The organism is Mesorhizobium sp. M0862, from assembly GCF_040319795.1.
GTDB lineage: Bacteria > Pseudomonadota > Alphaproteobacteria > Rhizobiales > Rhizobiaceae > Mesorhizobium.
On sequence record NZ_JAMYOJ010000022.1, the window covers coordinates 64,570 to 89,634 of the forward strand.

General features: G+C 62.9%; 19 protein-coding genes and 1 pseudogene. 9 read left to right on the plus strand and 11 right to left on the minus strand.

Annotation, left to right across the window (positions count from 1 at the left end; genetic code table 11):
* Positions 1–118: 118 nt before the first annotated feature.
* From NKI15_RS26350 to NKI15_RS26370, 5 genes are all read right to left on the minus strand, one after another.
* Entirely contained in the window at positions 119–979 is an 861-nt protein-coding gene (locus NKI15_RS26350) for a patatin-like phospholipase family protein (protein WP_023694766.1), read from the minus strand.
* A complete protein-coding gene (locus NKI15_RS26355) occupies positions 976–2,352 on the minus strand; it encodes a M16 family metallopeptidase (protein ID WP_023697687.1) in 1,377 nt (458 codons plus the stop codon). The genes NKI15_RS26350 and NKI15_RS26355 overlap by 4 nt, the downstream gene beginning before the upstream one ends.
* Before the next feature lie 188 nt (positions 2,353–2,540).
* Positions 2,541–3,896 carry a M16 family metallopeptidase gene (locus NKI15_RS26360; protein ID WP_023750501.1) on the minus strand — a complete coding sequence of 452 codons (1,356 nt, stop codon included), beginning with the start codon at positions 3,894–3,896 and terminating at the stop codon, positions 2,541–2,543.
* Between the two features lie 96 nt (positions 3,897–3,992).
* Complete coding sequence (rsmD, locus tag NKI15_RS26365) at positions 3,993–4,547, minus strand: 16S rRNA (guanine(966)-N(2))-methyltransferase RsmD (RefSeq protein ID WP_023697689.1); 555 nt, start codon at positions 4,545–4,547, stop codon at positions 3,993–3,995.
* A 47-nt stretch (positions 4,548–4,594) separates the two neighbouring features.
* A complete protein-coding gene (locus NKI15_RS26370; RefSeq protein WP_352514927.1) occupies positions 4,595–6,778 on the minus strand; it encodes a pseudouridine synthase in 2,184 nt (727 codons plus the stop codon).
* Positions 6,779–6,958: 180 nt separating this feature from the next.
* Here NKI15_RS26370 and NKI15_RS26375 point away from each other — a divergent pair, with 180 nt between their 5' ends.
* Positions 6,959–7,411, plus strand: coding sequence for a nucleoside deaminase (locus tag NKI15_RS26375; protein ID WP_023694762.1), 453 nt, complete (start codon positions 6,959–6,961; stop codon positions 7,409–7,411).
* Between the two features lie 28 nt (positions 7,412–7,439).
* On the opposite strand, the gene NKI15_RS26380 is transcribed toward NKI15_RS26375, so the two are convergent.
* The 3 genes and pseudogenes from NKI15_RS26380 to NKI15_RS26390 all read right to left on the minus strand — a co-directional run.
* Positions 7,440–8,123 carry a hypothetical protein gene (locus NKI15_RS26380; protein WP_023705739.1) on the minus strand — a complete coding sequence of 228 codons (684 nt, stop codon included), beginning with the start codon at positions 8,121–8,123 and terminating at the stop codon, positions 7,440–7,442.
* 200 nt (positions 8,124–8,323) lie between these two features.
* Positions 8,324–11,305 carry an isoleucine--tRNA ligase gene (ileS, locus tag NKI15_RS26385; protein WP_023705738.1) on the minus strand — a complete coding sequence of 994 codons (2,982 nt, stop codon included), beginning with the start codon at positions 11,303–11,305 and terminating at the stop codon, positions 8,324–8,326.
* A gap of 235 nt (positions 11,306–11,540) precedes the next feature.
* A pseudogene (locus NKI15_RS26390) lies at positions 11,541–12,340 on the minus strand (MipA/OmpV family protein); the annotation flags it as partial.
* Between the two features lie 211 nt (positions 12,341–12,551).
* On the opposite strand from NKI15_RS26390, the gene NKI15_RS26395 reads away from it, so the two are divergent.
* From NKI15_RS26395 to NKI15_RS26410, 4 genes are all read left to right on the plus strand, one after another.
* The gene (locus NKI15_RS26395) at positions 12,552–12,857 is read left to right on the plus strand and encodes an ArsR/SmtB family transcription factor (RefSeq protein WP_023689559.1); all 306 of its coding nucleotides are present in this window, start codon (positions 12,552–12,554) and stop codon (positions 12,855–12,857) included.
* On the plus strand, positions 12,854–13,336 hold the full coding sequence (locus NKI15_RS26400; RefSeq protein WP_023705736.1) for an SRPBCC family protein: 483 nt from the start codon (positions 12,854–12,856) through the stop codon (positions 13,334–13,336). Before NKI15_RS26395 ends, NKI15_RS26400 begins: the two co-directional genes overlap by 4 nt.
* Before the next feature lie 12 nt (positions 13,337–13,348).
* Entirely contained in the window at positions 13,349–13,762 is a 414-nt protein-coding gene (locus NKI15_RS26405; protein ID WP_023671536.1) for an MAPEG family protein, read from the plus strand.
* Positions 13,763–13,890: 128 nt separating this feature from the next.
* Positions 13,891–14,445, plus strand: coding sequence for an HdeD family acid-resistance protein (locus tag NKI15_RS26410; RefSeq protein ID WP_023708514.1), 555 nt, complete (start codon positions 13,891–13,893; stop codon positions 14,443–14,445).
* Between the two features lie 29 nt (positions 14,446–14,474).
* Here NKI15_RS26410 and NKI15_RS26415 read toward each other — a convergent pair whose 3' ends face one another.
* The gene (locus NKI15_RS26415) at positions 14,475–15,458 is read right to left on the minus strand and encodes a bifunctional riboflavin kinase/FAD synthetase (RefSeq protein WP_023705734.1); all 984 of its coding nucleotides are present in this window, start codon (positions 15,456–15,458) and stop codon (positions 14,475–14,477) included.
* A gap of 9 nt (positions 15,459–15,467) precedes the next feature.
* Positions 15,468–16,328, minus strand: a complete 861-nt coding sequence (locus tag NKI15_RS26420) for a TIGR01459 family HAD-type hydrolase (protein WP_023671533.1) — start codon at positions 16,326–16,328, stop codon at positions 15,468–15,470.
* Positions 16,329–16,664: 336 nt separating this feature from the next.
* Between NKI15_RS26420 and NKI15_RS26425 the strand changes: the two genes are divergently transcribed.
* The 4 genes from NKI15_RS26425 (at position 16,665) to NKI15_RS26440 (ending at position 22,196) form a co-directional block, all read left to right on the plus strand.
* On the plus strand, positions 16,665–18,560 hold the full coding sequence (locus NKI15_RS26425; protein ID WP_352514926.1) for a TadE/TadG family type IV pilus assembly protein: 1,896 nt from the start codon (positions 16,665–16,667) through the stop codon (positions 18,558–18,560).
* 196 nt (positions 18,561–18,756) lie between these two features.
* Positions 18,757–20,730 carry a pilus assembly protein TadG-related protein gene (locus NKI15_RS26430; protein WP_352514925.1) on the plus strand — a complete coding sequence of 658 codons (1,974 nt, stop codon included), beginning with the start codon at positions 18,757–18,759 and terminating at the stop codon, positions 20,728–20,730.
* A gap of 156 nt (positions 20,731–20,886) precedes the next feature.
* On the plus strand, positions 20,887–21,519 hold the full coding sequence (locus tag NKI15_RS26435; protein ID WP_352514924.1) for a LysE family translocator: 633 nt from the start codon (positions 20,887–20,889) through the stop codon (positions 21,517–21,519).
* Between the two features lie 242 nt (positions 21,520–21,761).
* Positions 21,762–22,196 carry a CAP domain-containing protein gene (locus tag NKI15_RS26440; protein WP_245265806.1) on the plus strand — a complete coding sequence of 145 codons (435 nt, stop codon included), beginning with the start codon at positions 21,762–21,764 and terminating at the stop codon, positions 22,194–22,196.
* Positions 22,197–22,225: 29 nt separating this feature from the next.
* Here the strand turns inward: NKI15_RS26440 and NKI15_RS26445 are convergent, their stop codons facing one another.
* Positions 22,226–24,844, minus strand: coding sequence for an EAL domain-containing protein (locus tag NKI15_RS26445; protein ID WP_352514923.1), 2,619 nt, complete (start codon positions 24,842–24,844; stop codon positions 22,226–22,228).
* Between the last annotated feature and the right edge of the window lie 221 nt (positions 24,845–25,065).

The following is a 25,065-nucleotide window of genomic DNA, read 5'->3' on the forward strand; positions in this document are numbered from 1 at the left end:
AGAGGCGGTCGGTCCGTCCTGACGCAACCTCCTATCGACCGTAGGAGGTCGAGCTTCACGCGAGACGACCCCCTCTGGTCCGCCGGCCATCTCCCCCTCGAGGGGGGAGATCGGCAGCTCACCCTGCTTTCTTCCCCCGCTTGCCCTTGGCATGCGCCTCGACCACTCTTTCCACCTCGCGCTTCAGTTCGTCCTTGACCTCCTGCGTCTCGGCCAGCAGCGTGTCGATCTTCATGAAATCGAGCACGCGGTATTTTGACACTGGCGGGCGGATCAGTATGTCGGGGGGGCGCTGGTTCAGCTTGTGGGCGATGATCGACTGCATCATCAATTGCGTGGCGCCGTACATCAGATCGACGGTGGTCGGGTGCTTGCGCTCGGCCTCGCTCGGCGCACCGACGACGTCGATCGCGATGATGATGTCGGCGGCGTCTTCGATGAGGTCGAACGGCACCGGATTGTAGATGCCGCCGTCGATCAGCACGCGGTCGTCGCGCGTCACCGGGCGGAACACGGCGGGAATGGCAGCCGAGGCGGCGAGCGCCGAATGCAGGTCGCCCTCGTCGAAGACGGCCAGCTTGTGACCGAAATAGTCCGTCGCCGTCACCTTGAGCGGGATCATCAGCTCGGCGAAGGTTTCCGGGATGGCTTCCGGCAGGAACGCCTTCAAGATGCGCTCTATGTTGAACTGGCTGACGCGGATGCCGCCCTGCATCGCCTCGGCGATGGTGCCGGGACGCGAGCGCCACATGCGCGCCGCCACCTCGGCGCGGCGGCCGAGGATCGAGCGGGCGTAGTCCTCGATGTCCTTTCCGCTCATGCCCGAGGCCATGCCGGCGCCCATGATGGCGCCGATCGAGGAGCCGGCGATGGCCACGGGCTTGATGCCGAGCTCGTCCAGCGCCTCGACGATGTGGATATGGGCGAGGCCGCGCGCGCCGCCGCCGCCAAAGGCGATACCGAAAGTCGGACCTGTCATTTGGCCTCCAGCTTCGGCCCGATGCTCATGATCGCGGGCGCCGGCGTCAGCAGCTTCTTCGCCGCTGCCTTGACCTGATCGAGCGTCACGCCGTTGATGAGCGCCGCGCGGCGCTGCACGTAGTCGATGCCGAGATTGTCGAGCTGCAATTCCACCAGGGTCGCGGCAATGGCGCTGGAAGAATCCAGATTGCTGATAGCATAGGAGCCGACCATGTATTTCTTGGTCGCGTCCAGCTCGGCCTCGGTCGGCCCCTCCTGCGCCATCTTCTTGACCACCTCCTTGACGATGGCGAGCGTCTCGGCGGCGCGGTCGGAACGCGTCGCCGTGGTGATGATCAGCGCATTGGAATGCTGGTGGTCGACCAGGTTGGAATCGACGGAGTAGGCCAAGCCGCGCTTTTCCCGCACCTCGTCATAGAGGCGCGAGGTGAAGGTGCCGCCGCCGAGAATCTGGTTCATCAGCACCGCGGGGAAGAAATCCGGCGCATCGCGCTTCACACCGGGATAGGCAAACTGCAGCGAGGTCTGCGGCAGGTCGTAGTCGACCTCGAGCTGCTGGCCGAGCTTCAGCTCGGTATCGGCAACCGGTTGCAGCACCTGCTTTTCCGGCAGATCGCCGAAGACCTCATCGAGCTTCCGTTTCAGCGTCGCGGCATCTATGTCGCCGACCACCGCAACATGCAGGCCGCTGCGGGCGAAATTGGCCTTGTGGAAGGCAGCCAGATCCGCTGCCGTGATGGTGGCGATGCTGTCCTTGGTGCCCTGGTCGGGCCTGGAATACGGATGGTCGCCATAGATGGCGCGCAGCCATTTGGTTTGCGCGACGGTGTTGGGGTCACGCTCATTGGCGATGATGCCGGACAGGATCTGGGCGCGGATACGGTCGATCGGCGCCTGGTCGAAGCGCGGGCTGGTGACCGCCAGCCTGAGCAGGTCGAAGGCCGCATCCTTCTGCTCGGCCAGCATCCGCATCGCGCCATAGGTGCCGTCGCGCGCCGCTTCGAAGCCCATTTCGGCGCCGGCATCGTCAAGCTTGATCTGGAAGGCCTCGCTGTCGAGGTCGCCGGCGCCCTCGTCGAATAGGCCGGTCATCAGATTGACCAGCCCTTCCCGCCCCGCCGGATCCTGCGTCGAGCCGCCATCGAAGACGAAGCGGATGGCGACGATCGGAATGGAGTGGTCCTCGACCAGCCAGGCGTTGACGCCTTTCGATGAGGTCACCGGCTGAATGTCCATCGCGTGCGCGGCAAGCGCCGGCAGGATGAGGAAGAAGATGCCGAGGAACAGTGTGGCGAAGACGTGGAGAACCGCGATGCGCCTATGAGTAATCGCATCAGGCCATTGATCGCCAAGGTCAGCTCCGCCCCTCATCGCGCTGCCGGGCACTTCTCCCCGTATAGTGACGGGGAGAAGGGGTCTCGCCGCGACGCTGGCGCTCTTCTTACGACGCTGATGGTTGGCGAAATCGACGATGACAGCGCCCCTCTCCCCGTCACTATAGGGGGAGAGGATGCCGGCAGGCAGGTGAGGGGCAGCGCTAACGCTCAATCTCGTCATCATCAATTCCCCGCCTGTTGCTGCGGCAAGAGATAGCCGGTCGTCGTACGATCGAGCAGCAGATAGCGTGCGGCGACCGCCTTGATCTCATCGGCGGTGACCTTGCGAATGCGGTCCGGCCATTCCTCGATATCCCTGACGTTGCCGCCGGTGGCGAGCTCGGCGCCGTAGAGATTGGCCATCTCGTCCTGCTTGTCGCGGGCGAAGATCATGGCCCTGATATAGCGGGCCTTGGCCTTCTCCAGCTCATCGGCGGTGACGCCGTCCTTGACGATGCGGGCGATCTCGGCGTCGACGGCCGCCTCGACGTCGCTCAGCTTGGCGTCGCCGCGCGGCGCGCCATAGACGGTGAAATTGGTGGCGTCGAGCATCGTACCCTGGAAGAAGGCGCCGGTCGCCGATGCGATGCCTTGCTTGACCACGAGTTGCTGGTAGAGCCTGCTGCGGCTGCCGCCGCCAAGGATCTCTCCCAGCAGGTCGAGCGCCTCGGCCTCGCCGGGTTTTGCCGTGTGGTAGGACGGAACCACCCATTGCGTCGAAAAGCTCGGCACCGAAACGCGCCCATCGGTGAGCGTCACCGTGCGCTTGGTGTTCTGCTCCGGCTCGACCGGGCGGATGCGCGGGGGCAGGTCGGGACCGCGCGCGACCTTGCCATATGTTTTTTCGGCCAGCGCCTTCACGACCTCCGGCTCGACATCGCCGGCCACGATCAGCACCGCATTATTGGGGCGGTAGTATTTGTCATAGAAGGCAACCGCATCGGTGCGGTTCAACTGCTCCATCTCCTGCATCCAGCCGATCACCGGAATGCGGTAGGGCTGGTTCTGCCAGAGCGTCGCGTCGACCTCTTCGTCGAGCACCGCCTGCGGATTGCTGTCGATGCGCGCGCGGCGCTCTTCCAGGATCACGTCGCGCTCGGTCTTGATGACCTCGTCGGTCAAGATGAGGTTGCGCATGCGATCGGCCTCGAAGCTCATCATCTCACCAAGTGCCGAGGGCGCCACCGTCTCGTGGAAGGCAGTGTAGTCATATGAGGTGAAGGCGTTGTTGGAGCCGCCGATGGCCGATATGGCGCGGTCGAACTCGCCCGCGGCGTGGTTGGTCGTGGCCTTGAACATCAGGTGTTCGAAGAAGTGCGCTATGCCGGACTTGCCTGGCGGCTCGTCGGCGCTGCCGATCTTGTACCACACCATATGGGTGACGATGGGGGCGCGATGATCGGGAATGACCACCACCTCCATGCCATTGTCGAGCAGGAAGTTGGCCACCTTGCCATCATCCGCGGCCAGGGCCGGGCCGGCCATGGTCAGCGCGGTGGCGAGCAAGGCTCTCCGCAGCCATTCAGTATGAGATGTCATTGATGGCTCCGGTTGTTATCGCGCGACGATAGGCAAGGTCAGCCGCGGAGGCAAAGTGAATTGTGCGTCATTTTGAAGGCGCCGATCGCCACACCCTTACGCAAGCTCGATGAACCGGACCACCGTCTCGCCGTAGTTTCGTTCATCAACCACCGAGAATTCCGGCCCAATCTCGAAGGGCGCCGAGGCGGCTTCCTCGATCACGCAGAGCGCGCCGGGCAGCAACCAGCCGCCATCCCTGGCCGAGCGCAGGGCGCGCTCGCCAAGGCCCTTGCCATAGGGCGGATCGGCGAAGACCAGGCCGAATGCCGCAAGCGTACCGGCCTCACCCAGGGCGGTCGCGTCGCGGCGGAAGATCTTGGTGCGGCCGGTAAGGCCAAAAGCCTCGACATTGGTGCGGATCAGGCCGCGCCCTTCGGCCGATTCTTCGATAAAGACGCCATAGGAAGCGCCGCGCGACAGCGCTTCGAGGCCGAGAGCGCCGGTGCCGGCGAAAAGGTCGAGCACACGCGCGCCGTCGAGCTTGTCGGCAAAGCGGTGCGCCAGCACGTTGAAGACGGCCTCGCGGGCGCGGTCGGTCGTCGGGCGGATGGCATGGTCGCGCGGCGTCGCCAGCGGACGCCCGCGAAATTGGCCGCCGACGATTCTCATTTATGCCCGGGTCTCATTTAAGGCCAGATCTCATTTAAGTCCCGGCATCATCTGGTCCTCGGGCCCTTGGGACCGTTGCGTGGCCGCTCGCCGCCCCGACCGCCATCCGGACGCTCGCCACCCGGCTTGCCGAACGGCTTGGCTCCGCCCGGCTTGCCATAGGCCGGCTTGCCATAGGACGGCTTGAACGACGCCTTGCGCGCCTTGGCCTCGGCCGCCTTGGCGGCATCGGCTTCCGCCCTGCCCTTGCCGATCGGACGCGCGCCCGGCGCCATCCAGACATTAGCCTTGCGCTGGCCCGGCGGATCGATCGGCCGCTGCTCGCGCTCGGGCTTCTTGCCGCCGCGCGGTTTGTCACCAAAGGCGCCGCGCGGCTTGTCGCCGAAGCCTCCACGGGGCTTGTCGCCAAAATCGCCGCGCGGCTTTTCGCGAAACTCGCTGCGCGGCTTGTCCGAAAACTCGCTGCGCTCGGGTCTCGGGCCGCGTTCGCCAAAGCTCTTTTCCGGCCTCGCGCCCCTTTCGGGACTGGTCGACAGCTTGCCGAGCGCTTCGTCGCGGCTGCCTTCGCGGCGCTTGCGGTTCTTGATAAGACCGCCCTCGCCGATCGGCCGATGGTCACCCTCGCGGGTGACTTTCGGCCGTTCCGGCTCCGCGTCACGCTCTCGCCGCACCGGCTGGTTGGAAAACGGCTTGATGATCTCGGCGTCGAAATTGGCGCCGGATTCCTCGACCAGTCGCTCGCCGAGCTGGTCGCGCAAGACGCGGCCCTTGATCTCCAGCACATGGCCTTCGGCGAGATCGTCGAGCTGGAACGGTCCGTAGGAGATACGGATCAGCCGCGTCACGTCGAGGCCGAGCGATCCAAGGATGTTCTTCACTTCGCGGTTCTTGCCTTCGCGCAGGCCGATCGTCAGCCAGGCGTTGGTGCCTTGTTCACGATCGAGCGTCGCCTCGATGGCGCCGTAGAAGACGCCGTCGACGGCAATGCCTTCACGCAGGCCTGCGAGCATGCTTTCCTCGACCTTGCCATGAACGCGCACGCGGTAACGGCGCAGCCAGCCAGTGGCAGGCAGTTCGAGCACGCGCGACAGACCGCCATCATTGGTGAGCAGCAGCAGGCCTTCGGTGTTGATGTCGAGGCGGCCGATGGTCATCAGCCGTGGCAATTCGGCCGGCAGCACGTCGAACACGGTCTTGCGGCCCTCGGGGTCGCGGTTGGTGGTAACGACGCCGGCCGGCTTGTGAAACAGGAACAGGCGGGTGCGCTCGATCGGCGGGATCTCCATGCCGTCGAGATGGATGATGTCGCCCGGCATGACGTTGAAGGCCGGCGAGGTCAAAGCCCGGTTGTTGACCTTGACACGGCCCGCCGCGATCAGGTCTTCGGCGTCGCGGCGCGACGCCAGGCCGGCGCGGGCCAGCCGCTTGGCGATACGCTCGCCGGCTTCTTCAGCCTCGGCCGGACGCGGGCGCGGCTTGAAGGGGCCGCCAGATGCTTGCGGCCGGTCACCACCGAAATCGCGCTTGGGGCGATCGCTGAAGTCACGCTTGGGACGATCTCCGGCGTCGCGCTGCGGGCGATCGCCAAAATCGCGCTTTGGCCGGTCAAAACGCTTTTCGCCCTCGGCGGAAGCAGGCCGATCGCCACGCGGTGCGTAGGGCTTGCGCGGCCCTTCACGCTTTTCGAAAGGCTTGCCTTCGGGACGCGGCCCCTTGCTGAACGGCCGATCGCCGCCCTTGAAATCGCGCTTTGGCCGCTCGCCATCGGCCGCAACCGGCCGATCGCGGCGCGGTGCATAAGGCTTGCGCGGCCCCTCGCGCTTTTCATACGGCTTGCGTTCACCCTCGGCCACCATAGGGCGATCCCCACGCGGCGCATAGGGTTTGCGCGGCCCTTCGCGCTTTTCATACGGCTTGCGCTCGCCTTCGGCTGCCATCGGCCGGTCACCGCGTGGTGCATATGGCTTGCGCGGTCCCTCGCGCTTTTCGAAGGGCTTGCCTTCGGAACGCGGACCTTTGCTGAATGGCCGGTCGCCACTTTTGAAATCGCGCTTGGGCCGCTCGCCCTCAGCCGCTGCGGGCCGGGCGCCTCGCGGTGAATAGGGTTTCTTGGCCCCGAAGGAGGGTTTGCCGCTTTTGCCGGCGGCGCCATCGCGGCGCGGCCCCGCGGCTCCAGGGCCGCTTTTGCCCGGGCCTTTGTGGCGCGGAGATTTCTTGTCGTTGTCGTCCATGTGGCCTTTGCCTTGTTGCGCTGCTACAGCGTGGCGCATCCTTTCGGACGCGCAAAGGACGCTATAGCACTTTGATTTGGCGCATGATCATTTCCGAAAATCTGTTCCGATATTCGGGTTGACGCGCTCCATAACAGGATCACCGCCAAGTGGCGAGGAGATAATCGGAATGGAAACCGCGTGAAGCGGCCGGATTTCATGGCGCTGGCGCTGAAAGAGGCGCAAGCCGCCGCCTTGCGCGGAGAAGTTCCGGTTGGCGCCGTCATCGCCAGCGGCGACACGGTGGTGGCATCCGCCGGCAACCGCACCCGCGAACTTGCCGATCCGACGGCGCATGCCGAAATGCTGGCCATCCGCGCGGCCTGCCAAACGCTCTCCAGCGAGCGGCTGACCGGCCACGACCTCTATGTGACGCTGGAACCCTGCGCCATGTGCGCAGGCGCCATTTCCTTCGCCAGGCTGCGCCGGCTCTATTTCGGCGCGGCCGACGAGAAGGGCGGCGCGGTGGTCAACGGCGTGCGCTTCTTCGCTTCGCCGACCTGCCACCATACGCCCGACATCTATCCGGGCATGGCCGAGGCCGACGCGGCGCTGCTGCTCAGGGAATTCTTTCGGGAAAGACGCGAAACGTAGAGCCTTCAGCTACCGAAGGCGACGGTTCCTACCAGGAGGGCAGCCAGTCGAAGAGCCCGCCGCTCTTGCCCTTGGCGGCCGCTTCCTTCTTGAGGCGGCGTTCCTTCTTGTATTCATCCTCGCCGAGTTCGCCCTGCGGCGCCGTGTCGGAGGCAGCCCGATAGGCCAGAGGCGGCTCGCTCAGATATCTGCGAGTGTTGGGATCGCCCTGCTTTTGCTCTGCGGTGCGGCGCTGGATCTCGGCGGCGCGGCCCTTGTCTGAATCCTTCGGCGACCAGGCCGGCGGGTGGCTTGAGCCCGAATCCGCCAGCGCCTTCTTCACGGAAGCCGGATCGGTCTGCACGTCGTCGACGATCCCCGACTGATAGGACGGGTCGTCCTGGTGGGCAGTGGCGTCGGCACGCAGGCGGGCGCGGCGCTGCTCGGGCGATTCGGGCCAATCGGTGCTCGCCGTCTCGATGCTTTCCTGTGGCGGCGGCAGCACTTCCTTCTGCCCCGGCGCCGGCTTTACCAGCTCCGGACGCGGCCTGTAGTCGATCTGTTCCTTGTGCTTGGGCGTGATCGCGAAGGCGCCGGAAAGGTCGCCCGCAAGCTGCTCGCCAGCCGTCTTGTCGGTGCCGTAGGTCGGCGAACCCATGCAGCCGGACAGAGCGAGGCCGGACACGACAAGCGGCGCCAGCAGCGCAACGCGCGCATAAGTTCTCTTGGTCATGCCAAAAAGTCCCACTCTAGACAGCCTCTCGATCGCCACCGGCCGAAGGTCCGGTCCCCATCGTCCACGCTCTTGCGACGGAATTCCGGCGACAATTTGTCTTCCGGAGTTTCGTCTGTTTAGCTGAACCACTCGTTAAGGGCAACGCGCGGGCGGTTTTCACCCGCCCGCCGTGGCATTTGTGCACCGGCTATGAGCGCTTACAAACGCCCCAGAGCCTTGAGTTCATGCAGCACGGCGGCATCGCGGGCAGACACGTCGGGGAATTCCACGTCCTGCCCGACATCGGCGGTATAGCGCCACGAACGCGCGCATTTGACCAAGCCGCGGTCCTCGGCCTTTTCGACCACCACCGCGACACCTTTGACATCGTCGAGCGCAAAGGCGCCTTCCGGCGCCTTGCCATGGGCGATGACGAGATCGCTGGTGATCGCCATCTCGGCCATGTCGACATCGGCGATCGCGGCTTCAAGCGTGGCATCGTCGAGGCTCACGACCGGCACGGCTTCCAGCGAGGCACCGATGACCTTCTGAGCGCGTGCGATCTCGAGCGCGCCGGTGACGACACGGCGGACCTGCCGCACCTTGCGCCATTTTTCCGCCAGTGCCTCGTTCTTCCACTCGGCCGGAATCTCGGGGAACTGGTCGAGATGCAGCGAGACAGCATCCGGATGACGGTCGAGCCAGGCTTCTTCCGTGGTGAAGGGCAGCATCGGCGCCAGCCATTTCACCAGGCAGTCGAAGAGGTGGCGCACCACTTGCACCGAGGCCTTGCGCTTCACGCTGCCGGGCCCCTCGCAATAGAGCGCGTCCTTCCTGATGTCGAAATAGAAGGCCGACAGCTCGACCACCATAAAGTCCAGCAAAGTGCGGGTGATGCGTTTGAACTCGAACGCGTCGTAGCCCGAGCGCACGACCTCATCGAGCTCGGCCAGCCGATGCAGCATCAGCCGCTCCAGCTCCGGCATCTTTTCGAGCGGCACTTCCTCGCCATCGTCATGGGCGAGCGTGCCCAGCATCCAGCGGATGGTGTTGCGGAGCTTGCGATAGGCATCGATGTTGGTCTGCAGCACGTTCTTGCCGAGACGCTGGTCTTCCCAATAGTCCGTCGTCACCACCCATAGCCGCAGAATGTCGGCGCCGGACTGCTTGATGACGTCCTGCGGCACGACGGTGTTGCCGAGCGATTTCGACATCTTTCGCCCCTCTTCATCCATGGTGAAGCCATGGGTGACGACGGTGTCGTAGGGCGCCCTGCCCCTGGTGCCGCAGCTTTCGAGCAGCGAGGAGTGGAACCAGCCGCGATGCTGGTCGGAGCCTTCGAGATAGACGTCGGCCGGCCATTTCAGGTCCGGACGGTCTTCCAGCGTGAAGACATGCGTCGAGCCCGAATCGAACCAGACGTCGAGGATGTCCATCACCTGCTTCCATTTGGAGGCATCATGATTGCCGAGGAAACGCTCCTTGGCGCCGGCAGCGAACCAGGCGTCGGCGCCTTCCTGTTCGAAAGCATCCATGATGCGCTGGTTGACGGCTTCGTCCTTCAGCACGTTGCCATCCTCATCGGCAAAGACGGCGATCGGCACGCCCCAGGCGCGCTGGCGCGACAAGACCCAATCCGGGCGTTCCTCGATCATGGCGCGGATACGGTTCTGGCCGGCCGCCGGCACGAAGCGTGTGTCGTCGATCGCCTTCAGCGCACGGCTGCGCAACGTCGTGCCGTCGCCGAGGTCCTTGTCCATATAGACGAACCATTGCGGCGTGTTGCGGAAGATGATCGGCTTCTTCGACCGCCAGGAATGCGGGTAGGAATGCTTCAGCCGGCCGCGCGCGAACAGCGCGTTGCGCTTGATCAGTTCGTCGATGACCGCCTGATTGGCATTGCCCTTCTTGCCGTTGTCGTCGATGACGCGCGCGGCGCCACCTTCACGGTCCGGGCCGAAGCCTGGCGCGTCTCTGGTGAAGAAGCCGGCGTCGTCTACAGTGAAGGGGATGGCAGGGTCGATGCCACGTGCGCGCAAATCCGATGCCGCATCCATCCAGGCATCAAAGTCCTCGCGGCCATGGCCGGGCGCGGTGTGGACGAAGCCGGTGCCGGCGTCGTCGGTGACATGATCGCCGGCCAGCATCGGCACGGCGAATTCGTAGCCGCCGCCGAGACCTTTGAAGGGATGTGAAAGTGTAAGGCTTCCAAGCTCTTCGACCGAAACGCTGCGAAGCCGATTCAAGGTGACCTTGGCCTTGGCCGAGGAGTCTTCGGCAAGCGCATCTGCAAAGATCAGCTTTTCACCGGGCTGTGGACCGAACGAATTTTCGGCTGCTGTAACTTCATAAAGGCCGTAGCCGATCCGTGACGAATAGTTGACGGCACGGTTGCCGGGGATCGTCCACGGGGTTGTCGTCCAGATGACGACGTGGGCGTTGTCCAAAAGTGCAACGCTTTCCGGAACGCGCATGGACGGTGCAGCGTCTGATGCAAAGTGCTCAACGCTCCAAAATCCTGACACAACTGGAAACTTCACCCAGATCGTATCCGACTCATAATCCTGGTACTCGATCTCGGCCTCGGCCAACGCGGTGCGCTCGACCACACTCCACATCACGGGCTTGGAGCCACGATAGAGCTGGCCGGACATGGCGAACTTCAACAACTCCCCGGCGATGCGTGACTCCGAATGGAAAGCCATCGTCGTATAGGGGTTCTTGAAGTCGCCGATTACGCCCAGTCGCTGAAACTCCGCGCCCTGCACGGAGATCCAGTTCGCGGCGAACTCGCGGCATTCGTTGCGGAATTCGTTGACCGGCACCTCGTCCTTGTTCTTGCCCTTGGCGCGGTACTGTTCCTCGATCTTCCATTCGATCGGCAGGCCGTGGCAATCCCAGCCCGGCACATAATTGGCGTCATAGCCGCGCATCTGGAACGAGCGGGTGATGACGTCCTTGAGGATCTTGTTCAGCGCATGGCCGATATGGATGTTGCCGTTGGCGTAGGGCGGGCCGTCATGCAGCACGTATTTTTCGCGGCCGGCCGCCTCCTCGCGCAGCTTGCGATAGAGGTCCATGTCCTGCCAGCGCTTGACCAGCAGCGGTTCCTTTTCCGGCAAGCCGGCGCGCATCGGGAAATCCGTCTGCGGCAGGTAAAGCGTCTTGGAATAGTCGATCGTTTCAACAGTGTCGGTCATTGGTCTGCCATATGCATTGCCCGGCGGGCGTAAAAGCTCGGGCGTGAACTATCATGATTGGAAAAGCGCGAGGGGGCGCGCAAAACTCCCGGCGGCTCCGGCGGCGCTCAGGCCGCCCGGAACACCGGGCCTGTAATTCGTATCGTCAGCGCGCGAAGGCGTGAAAAGCTCGTCATTGCCGGGCTTTTAGCCGAGAAAGCCGCAGGAATAAAGCGTCTCTTGTTCGATTCACTTGCATCGCGAAGTCGAAGCGATAGGTGGTCGAGACGCCGACCGTGAACTGGTTACGGTCGCCGCGCTCCTTGACCAGGCTGGAATCGGCGGCCGGGCCCATCAGGCGCGCATATTCGCCGAACAGGCTGGCGGTCATCGGATCGGTCACCTTCCAGGTGATGGCGCCACCAAGGCCGGTCGATTTCAGGCCGCCGCCAGGATGGTATTCGCTCAGGTCCGAGGCCGCAGCCTCCTTGGCGTTGACACCATAATAAGAGTCGAAATAGCCCGACGAGGCAAAGGACACGCGTGGTCCGCCCGAAATTCTGACAGTCGGCGTCACGTCGTAGAAAGCATCGGCGGCGATGTCGGCGACAAAGCCATCATGGGCACGAATGCCATGGCGCAGTCGGCGCGGGCGCGCAGCCAGTCCGTCGGATAGATTTCGAAGAAGCCGCCGACCTCACCGCCCCAGCGCACCGGGTCGAGGCCCTTGAGCTCATCCTTGCTGTCGCGGGAAAACAGGAATTTTCCGGTCAGGCCGGCGCGGACGCCGCCATCGTCGACCAGCGCCAGCGAGATGTTGTCGTTGCGCGAGGTAAAGCGCGCGGCCGGGCCGGCCTTGCCCAGCGAGATGATCGGCGATGCGCTGAGCAGATAGCTGTTGGAGCCCTCGAATTTCGGCGCGACCATGCCGGTGGCGCCAAGCGTCAGGTACCAGTCGCCGGACATCCAGCCGAAGGCACCCTCGCCCGCATTGGCGGTGGACACAGTGAGCAGCGCCGAGGCGAGAAACAGCGGAATCGTCCAGACAATACGCATCATCACCCCATACGCGAAACAAACGGAGAGAACACCCGGCAGCCAAAGCCATGGCGCCGGTTCGGTAAAATTTGACTTAAAATCTACAGCAGTGGCGGCAACTGCGACCCTGTTTTTTGCGCTGTGGCCCATTTGAACAGGGCGCCGCCGGGCCTGTGGCGAGTTGACAGAAATAGCGAGGTTGCCTAAATTCGCGTTAGTGCAGACTAACATGAACAGATGGACAGCGCTTGGCGACCCGACCAGGCGGACGATCTTCGAACTGCTGGTCGAACAACCCTGTTCGGTCGGGGAATTGGCTCGTGCGCTTCCTGTCACCCGGCCGGCGGTCTCGCAGCACCTGAAGGTGCTCAAGGACGCCGGCCTCGTGGCCAACACACGGCTAGGCAAGCAACGCATCTACCGGGTCGAACCGGAAGGCTTGGCCAGCCTGCGCGCCGAACTCGACCGGTTCTGGAGCAAGACCTTGGCGGCCTACAAAGTGGTCGTCGAACAGCCCTTGAAGGAGCAGGAATGAGCACGCATCAACCGCCCGTGAGGCACTCCATCCTTGTCGAGGCTACGATCGCACATGCCTTCAAGGTCTTCACCGAGGACTTCGGCAGTTTCAAACCCAAAGAGCATAACCTGCTTGCGGTGCCGATCGCGGAGACGATCTTCGAACCCCGCGTTGGCGGTCACGTCTACGACCGCGGTGTGGATGGCAGCGAGTGCCGCTGGGCACGGGTGCTGGCCTACGAGCCGCCGAACCGACTGCTTCTGAGTTGGGATATCAGCCCTCAATGGCAGATCGAGACCAATCCGGACAGGACCAGCGAGTGGGAAGTCCGGTTTACGGCGGAGACGAATAGCCGGACCCGCGTCGAGATCGAGCATCGCAATCTCGAACGTCATGGCGAAGGCTGGGAAGGCGTGCGCTTTGGGATTGACGGTGATCGAGGCTGGCCGCTGTATCTCAGGCGATTCCAGGATCTTTTTGCCAGCAAGGTGACCTGAAGGAGCACAATTATGGAACCCTATTGGCTAAGCATCCTCGGTGTACTGATCCTCTGTCTTTTGTCAGTCGCGCTGGCGGTTTACTCGGGTTCGTCCAAGGGATTTGCCGGAGCGCTTTCCGGTCCGGTGATCCCGGCCGACGACGCCAATCTCCTCTACAGGATCGACCGCGTGCATATGAACTCGGTCGAGGCGCTGGCGCCTTTTGTCGTCCCGGCGGTGCTGGCCATGATGGTTGGCGTTGGGTCGGCCACGTTGGCGACCATTGTCTGGGTTCATGTGGCGATACGCCTGCTTCACCTGGGGGTTTACCTACGCGGCGGCAATGCCGCCAAGGGTGGCAGTGTCAGAACGATCGTCTACGTCTCTGGAGCGATCGTCACGCTTGTCCTCGTCCTTGTGACTGGGTGGGCTGCCATAAATTGACACGTACGCGCGAACCTCAAGCCACCGACGCTTTGTTTGTTTGCTAGCCGTCGCCATCGGCTGGACGTCCGCTACAGCCGGGGCTAACCTCCCGGCAAGGTGCCAGGCGATTTCGAGGAGATGCAGCCATGACCCTGCACGGTGATACCCTCAAAGATGCGATCGGCCGGACACGGGACAAATGGGGGTGGTTCGTCGCGCTCGGCGTGCTGCTGCTCATCTTCGGCGGCATTGCCTTCGGCAATCTGTTCATCGCCACCGTCGCCTCGGTCTATGTCGTGGGCTGGCTGATGCTGATGGCCGGCATCATCGAGATCGTGCATGCCTTCGGCGTGAAGACCTGGAGTCGCTTCTTCTATTGGCTGCTCAGCGGCCTACTTTATGCCGTTGCCGGTTGCTTTGCCTTCGACAATCCGCTGCTGGCCTCGACGGTGCTGACCTTGCTGCTGGCGGTGGCGCTGGTCGCTTCAGGCGCGCTCAGGGCCTGGGTCGGCTATAGCCACCGACCGGAAAAGGGCTGGGGCTGGGTCGTCGCGGCGGGCCTGATCAGCGTGCTGGCGGGGCTGACCATCGCCATGGGCTGGCCGGTCAACAGCCTGTGGGTGCTCGGCCTGTTCCTGGCCATCGACCTGATCTTCCAGGGCTGGAGCTTCATCGCTCTCGGACTGGCGTTGAAGAAGTAGGGGCTTGAAGAGGTAAGCGGCCGGAAGGCTCAAAAAGCGATCGCGCTGTCCAACTGCGAAAGCGGCCTGACGCCGGCCAGCAGCGCGCGCGCCTCCGCCTCGTCGCGCTTCATTTGTGCCACCAGCGCATCGAGCCCATCGAACTTCACCTCGGGGCGCATAAAGCCGAAGAACGATACGTCGCAGATCTCACCATAGAGATCGCCGGCAAAGTCGAAGACGAAGGTTTCGAGCAGCGGCGCGCCATTGTCGTCGACGGTCGGACGGCGGCCGAAGCTGGCCACACCGTCATAAAGCGTGCCATCGGCGCGGCGGAAGCGGACGGCATAAATCCCTTCCTTGAGAGTCGCTTCCGGAGAAAGCCTCATGTTGGCTGTCGGGAAGCCGAGCGTGCGGCCGAGTTGCTGGCCACCGATGACTTCGCTTTCGACAGTGAAGCGATAGCCGAGCAGGCCGGCGGCTTCGGCCACCTCGCCCTCGCAGAGCAGCGCGCGGATACGACTCGACGACACCACCTCGGCGCCCTCGTCGCGAAAAGCGTCGACCAGGGTGACCCCGAACCCGTGGCGCTCGCCTGCCACCATCAGAAAGGCCGGGCCGCCTTGCCGGTCCTTGCCAAAGTGGAAATCGAAGCCGGTGACGGCATGGGTGATGCCGAGGTTCGTCTCCAGCACATCGGTTACGAAAGCCTCGGCCGACAGGCCGGCAAAGGCGCGCGTGAACGGCTGTTCGACGAGTGCGGCAAAGCCCAGATGCGACAACAGCCGCGCCTTCATCGGCGGCGGCGTCAACACGAACAGCGGCATATCCGGCCTGAACACCTTGCGCGGATGCGGCTCGAAGGTCAGCACCAGTGCCGGCACGCTGCGCCGCCCGGCTTCGGCAAGCGCGCGATCGAGCACCGCCTGGTGGCCGCGATGGACGCCGTCGAAATTGCCGATCGCCACCACGCCGCCGCGCAAATGCGGCGGCAGCGGCGCGGTTGCTGAAATGTGTTCGAAAGCTGCGCTCATGCAGCAACCCTACCGCAGTCTCGGAATGACGGCGACCGGCCGGTAGCCGTGCTTTTGCAGAAAGGCTGCAAGCCTGGCGGGGTCCGGCTGCATGGGATCGCCATAGTCGCGCGCGTGAATGCCGCCCGAGACGTAAAGCACGTCGATGCCGTTGTCGGCGGCGCCCTTGACGTCGGTCATCATGCCGTCGCCGATGGCCAGCACCTCGGTGCGCGCGACGTCTCGGCCTAGAAGCACGGCAACCTCCCGCAGCGCTACGTCATAGACCGGCGCATAAGGTTTTCCGGCGATCAGCGTGCGGCCGCCAAGCTGGGCATAGTCGCGCGCCAATGCGCCGGCGCACCAGATCATGCGCTCGCCGCGTTCGACCACGATGTCGGGATTGGCGCAGATGAAAGGCAGGTTCCTGGCGCGCAGCCGGCGCAGCAGATCGGCGTAATCCTCAGGCGTTTCCACCTCGTCGTCGAACAGCCCGGTGCAGACCGCGCCGGAGGCCTCGAACTCCTCGACGAGCTCGACGTCCAGACCGTCATAGAGGGTGAAATCGCGGTCGGCGCCGATATGGAAGATTTTTCGTGGGCCTTCGGCGATAAGGTCGCGGGTCACATCGCCTGAGGTCACGACGCGGTCGTAGGCGGCGGCGGGAACGCCGATCGCATTCATCTGCGCCACCACATCGGCATTGCGGCGCGGCGAGTTGGTGATCAGGACGACCGGGACCTTCGCCGCACGCGCGGCGGCAAGCGCTTCGGCAGCCGCCGGAAAATGCCATTCGCCATTGTGGATCACCCCCCAGACATCGCACAGGATGGCCGAGTAGGCGCCCGACAAATCCGCGAGCGAGCCGATGATGTCAGGCGAATCCGCCATGCCGTTTTCCTGCTGTGACGATCATTGCGAGAGCTGCAGCCGACGGTCCGCCGCAACCGGCCCCGCATTAACCGAAGCGTTTCATCCTGTCACCAGCTTTTCGGCACTTGCCAGGCTGTTGCGCAACGGGCTGATCGAAGGTTGCAACAGGCAGGAACCACCCTTCTCCGAGCTTCGGTCGATCGAAACAATGTCGCACCGCTGATCACCAGGGCCGAGTGGTTAACGAGCCTTGAAAAGATGGGCCGATGTTGAATGTATTTCAGCAACCTGAAATTTAACGATTTTGTGGGCATCTTCGGACCGATATTGGGTCCTGGCAGGGGTGCTGAAGGCATGATCCGCAGATTTCTGAACGACAGACGCGGCAACTATGCCTTGATGACAGTGATCACCATGGTGCCCTTGATGGGCGCGCTGGCGCTTGCAATCGACTACACCGATCTCCTGCGCCAGAAGCAGAACATGCTGAACGCGCTGGATGCCGCCGGGATTGCCACGGCACAGCAGATCGTCACCGGGGCGACCGACACGGCAGTCAAGGCCTATGCGAAGGATTTCTTCGAAGCCAATCTCGGAAAGGTCAGCTCGGCCAATACGGCCCTGACGGTGACGCTGCCCAACAACAACGCAGGTGGCGGCACGCTGAAGCTGTGCGCCAGTTTGACGTTCCACCCCTATTTCCTGCCGGTGGCGGCCATGCTGATCGGAAGAACGTCCACCGATGCCAAAACCTCCGCGTGCTCCGAGATCCGCCTCAAGAACACGCTGGAAGTGTCTCTCGTGCTCGACAATTCCGGCTCCATGAGCATCAACGGCTCCGGCACCGGCCAGCCGCGAATAGATTTGCTCAAGAAGGCCGCTACCGAGCTTGTCAATACGATGGCGCTCCAGGCCGCACAAATGAGGCAGGTCACCAGGCCGGTGCAGTTCTCGCTGGTCCCGTTTTCTGCGTCGGTCAATGTTGGCCCAGCCAACAAGGACGCAACCTGGATGGATACGACCGGCATTTCGCCAATCCATCACGAGAACTTTGATTGGCAGTTCATGTACAAGAACGCGTCATCTGGTTATGACTCGAATAAATACATTGAAAAGGTTGGCAGTGCTTACTGGAAGCGCGGCACTGGCTGGGGCACCGGGCAATACGGCCAAAATACCACGGCGACGCGGTTCAGTCTCTTTGCAAACGACATGAAGGCCACGAGCTGTACGAAAAAGAACTCGAACGGCAGTTGCAAGACCTCTGTGACCGCCCAATACGAAGCCTGGAAGGGCTGCGTGGAGGCGAGGCCGTATCCCTATAATGACGACGACACATCGCCGACCACGAGCACGCCCGCCACCATGTTCGTGCCGATGTTCGCCCCGGACGAAGCCGGCAATTTCTGGCTCGACACAACTCGCACCAGCACATCGACATGGGGTTACGCCAACAATTGGTGGATCGATTATTCCGACACGCTGACTGTCCCCAAACGCCAAGCGGATATGCGAAAGTATTTTCTGACAAAGCCCTGGGACGCAGCGGCCGCAGGCTCTGATGATGGACCCAATGCGGCATGCACGACCGCCGCGATCACGCCGTTGCAGGACATAACCACCACGGCCGGCAAGAAAATCCTGACGGACGCCATCAATGCCATGGCGCCGACCGGCAACACCAACGTGCCGGAAGGGCTGGCCTGGGGCTGGCGGACGGTGTCGAGCAACGAGCCATTCACAGAAGGCCGGCCGAACACCGAAAGGGGCAACGACAAAGTCGTCATCGTGCTGACCGACGGCGCCAACACCTACAGCATCGGCCCCACAAACGACATGACCAGCAGCTATGCTAAGGACGGATCGACCTACGCCGCCTATGGTTATACCGGCCCGAAAACGGGGGAAACCGCGACCCGCCTTTTCGTCAACACGACCGTCCCCAAGACAACTTATACGGCGGCCAACTACACAACCGCGCTTGACCAGCAGATGCAAACGCTTTGCACCAATGCGAAGAATTCGAACATTCTCTTGATGACGGTCTCGCTTGACCTGGTTACCACCAAGCCGGCGGAAAAGACTGCCATAGACGCGCTCAAGAAATGCTCCTCGGATTCGCGCTTCCGCAAGGATCCGACCGACCCGAGCAAACCGGCGAAGCTGTACTGGAACGCGACCGGCGCCACCTTGTCGCAAAGTTTCAAGGAAATCGCCGACGAACTGTCGAACCTGCGCATCGTCAGCTGATCGGCGCGATCTTTTGAACACGGCGCTCCGCCTCGGCGGGGCGTTTTGTTGCGGCGTTGCTCACGTGTCCGTGCATTTGGTTAGCGCCTGGTGAAGCGCTATCCGCGCAATCGAGCAGTTTCCCAAACCCATCCTTCAACGTTTTGTGAAACTGTGGCGGCATTGAAGAATCCGCAGGCGGGGCCGCTTACATCACATGCGTGAACTCTGGCGCACATTCCGGCGTGACTTCTGGCGTGACCGCCGCGGCAATTACGCTCTGATGACCGTTGTGGCGATGGTGCCACTGATGGGCGGAGTGGCAATGGCTGTCGACTACACCGGCGTGGTCAGCGAGAAGCAGAGGGTGGTCAACGCGCTCGACGCCGCCAACTTCGCCACAGCGCGCCGGCTGGTGGAAGGCGCCACCGACGACCAGTTGCGGGCCTATGCGCTCGACTTCTTCAAGGCAAACCTCAACGACGTCAATCCCGCCGACACGACGCTCAGCGTTACGCTGCCCAGCAGCACGACCGGCGGCGGCATCGTCAAGCTGTGCGCCAGCCTGGTCTACAAGCCCTATTTTCTGCCGGCAGCGGCGATGCTGATCGGCAGGACGTCGGAAAACGTCACGTACTCCGTGTGTTCGCAAGTCCGGCTGAAGAACACGCTGGAAGTGGCCATGGTGCTCGACAATTCGGGGTCGATGTCGAACACGGGCACGGGTGCCGGACAAAAGCGCATCGACCTGCTCAAGCAAGCCGCCAAGCAGCTCGTCGACACGCTTGCCTTGCAGGCCGCGATGATCAAGCAGATCGACAAGCCGGTCCAGTTCAGCCTTGTGCCGTTCGCCGCCTCGGTCAATGTCGGCGCCAGCAACGACAACGCGTCATGGATCGACGCCTACGGGCTGTCGCCCATCCACAACGAGAATTTCGCCTGGTCGACGCTTAACGCAGCCGACAAATATGCCCAGAAGATCGGCGGCATCTGGTACAAGAAAGGCACTGGCTGGGGTGAGCAGGAGGGGCAGATGCTGACCCGCTTCTCGCTCTACCGCGACATGAAGGTGGTCACCAGCCACGAGCGCATCGTCGGCAGCAAACGCGTGGTCTGCGACAAATATCGTGCCAATCATACATGCTCGGACAGCCACAACGAATACGACTACAACGACACATACGGACCGTTCGCCAGCTGGCAGGGCTGCGTCGAGGTCCGTCCCTACCCCTATAATGTCACCGACGCGCCGGCCTCCGGCGGACCGAACAACACCGGCACCGGCGTCGGCGATCCCGCGACCATGTTCGTGCCGATGTTCGCGCCGGACGAGCCGGGCAATCATTGGTACATAACGCAGGACCCCGACGAGGTGGCCCCTAAGACCTATGGCGCGGCCAACAGCTGGTGGAACGACGATCCGGCGAGCACCACCGGCAAGACCAGGCAATCCAACATGGCCAAATATTTCCAGCCACGGCCGATGAACGCGCCGGTGCTGGGGACGGGTGCCGGTCCGAATTACAGCTGCACCACCACGCCGATCACACCGCTGACCGACGTCGCCAACGCCGCCGGGCTGACCAAGATCAAGGCCGCAATCGACCTGATGGCCCCCAACGGCAACACCAATGTGCCGGAAGGCATGGCCTGGGGCTGGCGCACCGTCTCCAGCACCGAGCCCTTCACCGAGGGCCGCCCGGAGACCGAGCGCGGCAACGACAAGGTGGTCATCGTGCTCACCGACGGCGAGAACACCTATTCGACGGTGAACAGCGACCCGGCCGGCAACAAGTCGACCTATGCCGGCTATGGCTATACCGGCGTCGGCTACAACGGCACTGCGGTCACCCGCCTGTTTGGCGGCACGTCGAGCGCCATCGGCCAGCTCAACTATTCGTCGAGCAACTACACCGCCGCCCTTAACGAGCAGATGGCGACGCTGTGCAACAACGCCAAGGCGGCCAACATCATGGTGATGACGGTAGCGCTCGACATGTCGACGACCGACGCCGGCGACAAGAGCGCGATGGAGGCACTGAAGACGTGCTCGTCGGACTCGCGCTTCCGCAAGGATCCGACCAACCCGAGCAAGCCTGCAAAACTGTTCTGGAACGCGACCGGCGCCACGCTGTCCGACAATTTCAAGGAAATCGCCAACGAGCTCTCGAACTTGCGCGTGGTGAGCTGAGGGTTGAAGCTGCTGATCTTCCCCACCTTGCGGGGGAAATTGGCGGCTTCGCCGCTTTCGTCATTTTCGACGCTGGCGCAAAGGCTCCGGCCATCATGCTCTTGCGGTGAGTCAAAACGCGTGATGGGTATCGTCACCGCTTCCCGGAGATCGCTCGTGCCCGAAACCGCCAACCATCTCGCCTTCGCGCTGGTCTGCCTCGGCATGGTGCTGACGCCCGGGCCGAACATGATCTACCTGATCTCGCGCTCGCTGTCGCAAGGCCCCAAGGCCGGGCTGATCTCGCTCGGCGGCGTGGCGGTCGGCTTTCTGTTCTATGTCGTATCGGCTGCGCTGGGCATCACCGCGCTGCTGCTTGCCGTGCCGTTTGCCTACGACGCACTGCGCATTGCCGGCGCGCTCTATCTACTATGGCTCGCCTGGCAAGCGGTGCGGCCCGGCGGGCGCTCGCCGTTCCAGGTGCGCGAACTGCCGAGGGACAGGCCGCGCAAGCTGTTCGCGATGGGCCTGATGACCAATCTCCTCAACCCCAAGGTGGCGGTGCTTTATCTGTCGCTGCTGCCGCAATTCATCTCGCTGGGCAAGGGCCATGTGCTGTCGCAGCTTCTGGTGCTCGGCGCCACGCAGATCTCGATCAGCCTGACCGTCAATGCCATCATCGCGGTAACGGCCGGTTCGATCGCCACCTTTCTTGCCGGACGGCCGCTATGGATGGTCATCCAGCGCTGGATGATAGGGACGGTGCTCGCCGCGCTGGCGCTTAAAATGGCGACCGACGCGCAACGCTGATCGGACGCAGCGCGCCGAGACTACATCGGCCGCCGACCTTCCCATTCGAATCGGCCGGCCGAACCTGCACGGAGGCCAGCGATTGAGATTTTCGCAGCCCTGCCCGGCAAAAGCCATGATCGCCGCTAAGTCAGGCAGGCATGACAATGATCTGCACCACCAATCATCCGCTCGCGCAAACCCGCTCTGGCGAAGCAAGTCCAAAATCAAACAGGCGCCTACTGCTGATCGGCCTTGCAGCCATGGCTGGCCTCGCTGCTTGCAGCACGGTCTCGGTGCCGACCGGCGAAGGCGCCGGTGTGTCGTCCTCGGCCACCGCGGCGCTGGCCGGCATCCGAGCTTCGGCCGGACTGCCGGCGCTGGTGCCGGACGCCCAGCTCGAGCAGGCCGCTCTGCAGCAGGCCGGCTATATGGCCTCGCGCGAACGCATGAGCCACACGACCGGCTGGGGCAAGGATTTCGCGTCGCGGATGAAAGACAATGGCGTGCGGGGCGCTGCTGCCGAGAACATCGCCGAGGGCCGCTTCGACCAGCAGAAGCTGTTCGACATCTGGATGCATTCGGCCGGCCACCGCCGCAACATGCTCGATCCGGATTTCAGCCGCTTCGGCCTCGCCTATGTACGCGACGGGCGCGACAGCGCCATCCGCTACTGGAGCCTGGTGCTCGGAAAATAGCAGCCAGCGGTCACGGCGCGACCCAGCCGTCAGCCTTTCGCGATCAGCTCGCCGATATCCCCAGGCGACAGGGGTTTGCTGAAATAATTGCCCTGCACCTCGTCACAATTGTTCTTGCGCAGGAAGGCGACCTGGTCTTCCGTTTCGACACCTTCGGCCAGCACCCGAAGGTTCAACTTCTGCCCCAGGGAAATCACGGCGCCAGTGACCGCCTGATCGTTCTCGTCGGTCGCGAGATCGTTGATGAAGGACTTGTCAATCTTCAGCCGCGCCACCGGAAACGTCTTGAGGGCGCTGAGACTGGAATAGCCTGTTCCGAAATCGTCGATCGATATCTGCACGCCGAGCTTTTGCAGTCCGTTCATCGTTGCGACCGCCAGCTCGAAATCCTGCATGATCAGGCTTTCCGTCACTTCGAGCTCGAGATACCTCGCCTCCAGGCCGCTTTCCTTCAACGCGTTGACGACGCGGTCGATCAGGTTCTTCTCCCGGAACTGCCGCGCCGACACGTTGACGCAGACGGTTACGGGCGACAGACCGGCGCGCTGCCAGGCTTTGTTCTGCCGGCAGGCTTCGTGCAGGATCCAGTCGCCGAGCGGCACGATCAGCCCGGTCTCCTCGGCGGTCGGGATGAACATCGCCGGCGAAACCAGGCCTCGCGTCGGGTGGTTCCAGCGCACCAGCGCTTCGACGGCGAAAACCTGCCCCGATCGCAGATCCACCTGTGGCTGATAGTGCAGAGCGAATTCCGACCGGGCGAGCGCGTTTCGCAATTCCTCCTGAAGCAGGAATTTTTCATGTGCAGTTGAGTTGAACTCCGGGGCATAGAACTGGAAATTGTCGCGGCCGAATTCCTTGGCGCGATACATGGCGGCGTCGGCATTGGCCAACAGCGTATCCGGGCTGGTCCCGTCCTTCGGGTAATTTGCGATGCCGATGCTGGCCGTCGTTCTCAGCCGATGCTCTCCGACAAGAACCGGTTCCGCGATCGCATCCCTGATCGTCTGCAGGGTTTCCGAGACCACATCGACATTGGTGGTTTGGTCGAACAGGACGATGACAAATTCGTCGCCGCCAAGCCGCACGACGGTGTCGGTGGCCTTCACGCATCCAACCAAACGGCTGGCGACGGTCTTGAGGAGTTCGTCGCCGGCATTGTGGCCAAACGTATCGTTCACCAGTTTGAAATTGTCGAGATCGATGAACACCACCGTCATCCAGCGATTGTATCGCTGCGCGTAGAGGACCGCCTGGGAAAGCCGATCCTCCAGCAAAGCGCGATTGGGCAGGCCGGTCAGCGCATCATGGTTGGCCATGAAGTGGATCTGGTCTTCCGCCAATTTGCGCTCGATCGCGATGCCGGCAATGTGTGTGGTGAATTCGATCAGGCGGGTCTCGGCATGGGTGGGTTCGCGCACGGTCATCGAATACATGGCAAAGGCGCCCAACACGACGCCCCGATGCGACAGGATCGGGGTTGACCAGCACGAACGATAGCCATGGGGTGCCGCCAGTTCGCGGTAATCGTCCCAAAGCGGATCCTGCAGAATATCGGTAACAATGACCGGTTCCCGCCGGTAGATGGCGGTTCCGCAGGATCCCAACTTGGGACCGATGGCCGCCCCATCGATGGCGCTCGTATAGGCTTTCGCCAGGCCCGGCGCCGCACCGTGACGCAAATGAATGCCGTCCTTGTCGAGCAGCAGGACGGAACCGAATATCCCCTCCAACTGAGCCTCGACGAAGCGCATGAGGCGGTCGAGCACGTCCTCCAGCGGCGCGCTCGTGGCAATCATTTCGAGGATCTGCGCCTGCCCGCTGCGAAGGACATCCGCCTGTTTGCGGGCGGTGATGTCGTGGGCGATGCCAACCAGGCCGAAGATTTCATTTTGGCGATTGCGCAACGGCACCTTCGTCGACGAAAGCCATTTGTCGTTCCCCGACGCATCGACGACGAACTCTTCCGCATCGATCATCGGTTGTCCGCTCTTGAGCAGGCGCTGCTCGACCAGGCGAAATTTCCGCGCAACTTCCGGGGGGTGGAGATCAAAATCGGTCAAACCGATCATGTCGCTGGTCTTGTTGCGCCCACTATCGGTCGCAAGGGCGCTGTTGACCACGACGAAACGGCTTTGCGTATCCTTGACCCAGAGATAATCGGGCACCCAGTCGATCAGCGCCTGCAGCGAAATGCGCTCGTCGACGATCTGCCGATTGGCGAGGAGTTCAGTGATGTCCTCATGCGTGGCGATCCAACTGCCATCGGGCATCGGCTGGTTACGGATCTGGATTGTGCGACCATCGACAAGTTTGGCGGTCCAGAGCCGCGAAGCCTTGCCCGAATTGATCGAGCGAGCCGTCGCGAGATAGGTGTCGGCGGCCGTCGCCGCCGTGCCGGCGGCGACGCGGCGCTCGACGATTTCGCTCAGTGTCACGCCAGGCCGCAATTCCTCGGGCGCTATGCGGTAGATTTCCGCATAGCGCCGGTTGCTCAGGATCAACCGTTCATCGGCATCGAAAAAGCAGATGCCTTGCGAAATATTCTCGATCGCAGTCTCGAAGCGCAGGGTCTGCCCTTCGAGAGCCGCAATGGTCGTGCGAAGTTCTCCCTCGAGCGTGTCGTAGGAGACGTCAGCCAGTCTTGCCAATGCGGCTACGCCCACCGGCCCGCGCGCCCCGACGGATCTTCTGGATGACTTTGTGACCAAACAGACCTCCTCCGGTTTGGCACCTGAAACAAGAAAGGGCCTCTGTCGTGCCAGACGAAAGTCGACTGACAATGTTACAGATGTGCTAATTCAAGATGAACTGTAACGGAATTGGAGGCGTCAGCAACCAGATACCAAAGGTGCAAATGTCATTCCAAATC

Coding starts and splice junctions, on each gene's coding strand:
- NKI15_RS26350 (WP_023694766.1), bottom strand. CDS start 979: ATGACAGGTCCGACTTTCGGTATCGCCTTTGGCGGCGGCGGCGCGCGC.
- NKI15_RS26355 (WP_023697687.1), bottom strand. CDS start 2,352: ATGAGGGGCGGAGCTGACCTTGGCGATCAATGGCCTGATGCGATTACT.
- ileS (WP_023705738.1), bottom strand. CDS start 11,305: ATGACCGACACTGTTGAAACGATCGACTATTCCAAGACGCTTTACCTG.
- NKI15_RS26410 (WP_023708514.1), top strand. CDS start 13,891: ATGACCCTGCACGGTGATACCCTCAAAGATGCGATCGGCCGGACACGG.
- NKI15_RS26395 (WP_023689559.1), top strand. CDS start 12,552: ATGAACAGATGGACAGCGCTTGGCGACCCGACCAGGCGGACGATCTTC.
- NKI15_RS26440 (WP_245265806.1), top strand. CDS start 21,762: ATGGCTGGCCTCGCTGCTTGCAGCACGGTCTCGGTGCCGACCGGCGAA.
- NKI15_RS26405 (WP_023671536.1), top strand. CDS start 13,349: ATGGAACCCTATTGGCTAAGCATCCTCGGTGTACTGATCCTCTGTCTT.
- NKI15_RS26415 (WP_023705734.1), bottom strand. CDS start 15,458: ATGAGCGCAGCTTTCGAACACATTTCAGCAACCGCGCCGCTGCCGCCG.
- NKI15_RS26420 (WP_023671533.1), bottom strand. CDS start 16,328: ATGGCGGATTCGCCTGACATCATCGGCTCGCTCGCGGATTTGTCGGGC.
- NKI15_RS26425 (WP_352514926.1), top strand. CDS start 16,665: ATGATCCGCAGATTTCTGAACGACAGACGCGGCAACTATGCCTTGATG.
- NKI15_RS26380 (WP_023705739.1), bottom strand. CDS start 8,123: ATGACCAAGAGAACTTATGCGCGCGTTGCGCTGCTGGCGCCGCTTGTC.
- rsmD (WP_023697689.1), bottom strand. CDS start 4,547: ATGAGAATCGTCGGCGGCCAATTTCGCGGGCGTCCGCTGGCGACGCCG.
- NKI15_RS26370 (WP_352514927.1), bottom strand. CDS start 6,778: ATGGACGACAACGACAAGAAATCTCCGCGCCACAAAGGCCCGGGCAAA.
- NKI15_RS26360 (WP_023750501.1), bottom strand. CDS start 3,896: ATGACATCTCATACTGAATGGCTGCGGAGAGCCTTGCTCGCCACCGCG.
- NKI15_RS26430 (WP_352514925.1), top strand. CDS start 18,757: ATGCGTGAACTCTGGCGCACATTCCGGCGTGACTTCTGGCGTGACCGC.
- NKI15_RS26400 (WP_023705736.1), top strand. CDS start 12,854: ATGAGCACGCATCAACCGCCCGTGAGGCACTCCATCCTTGTCGAGGCT.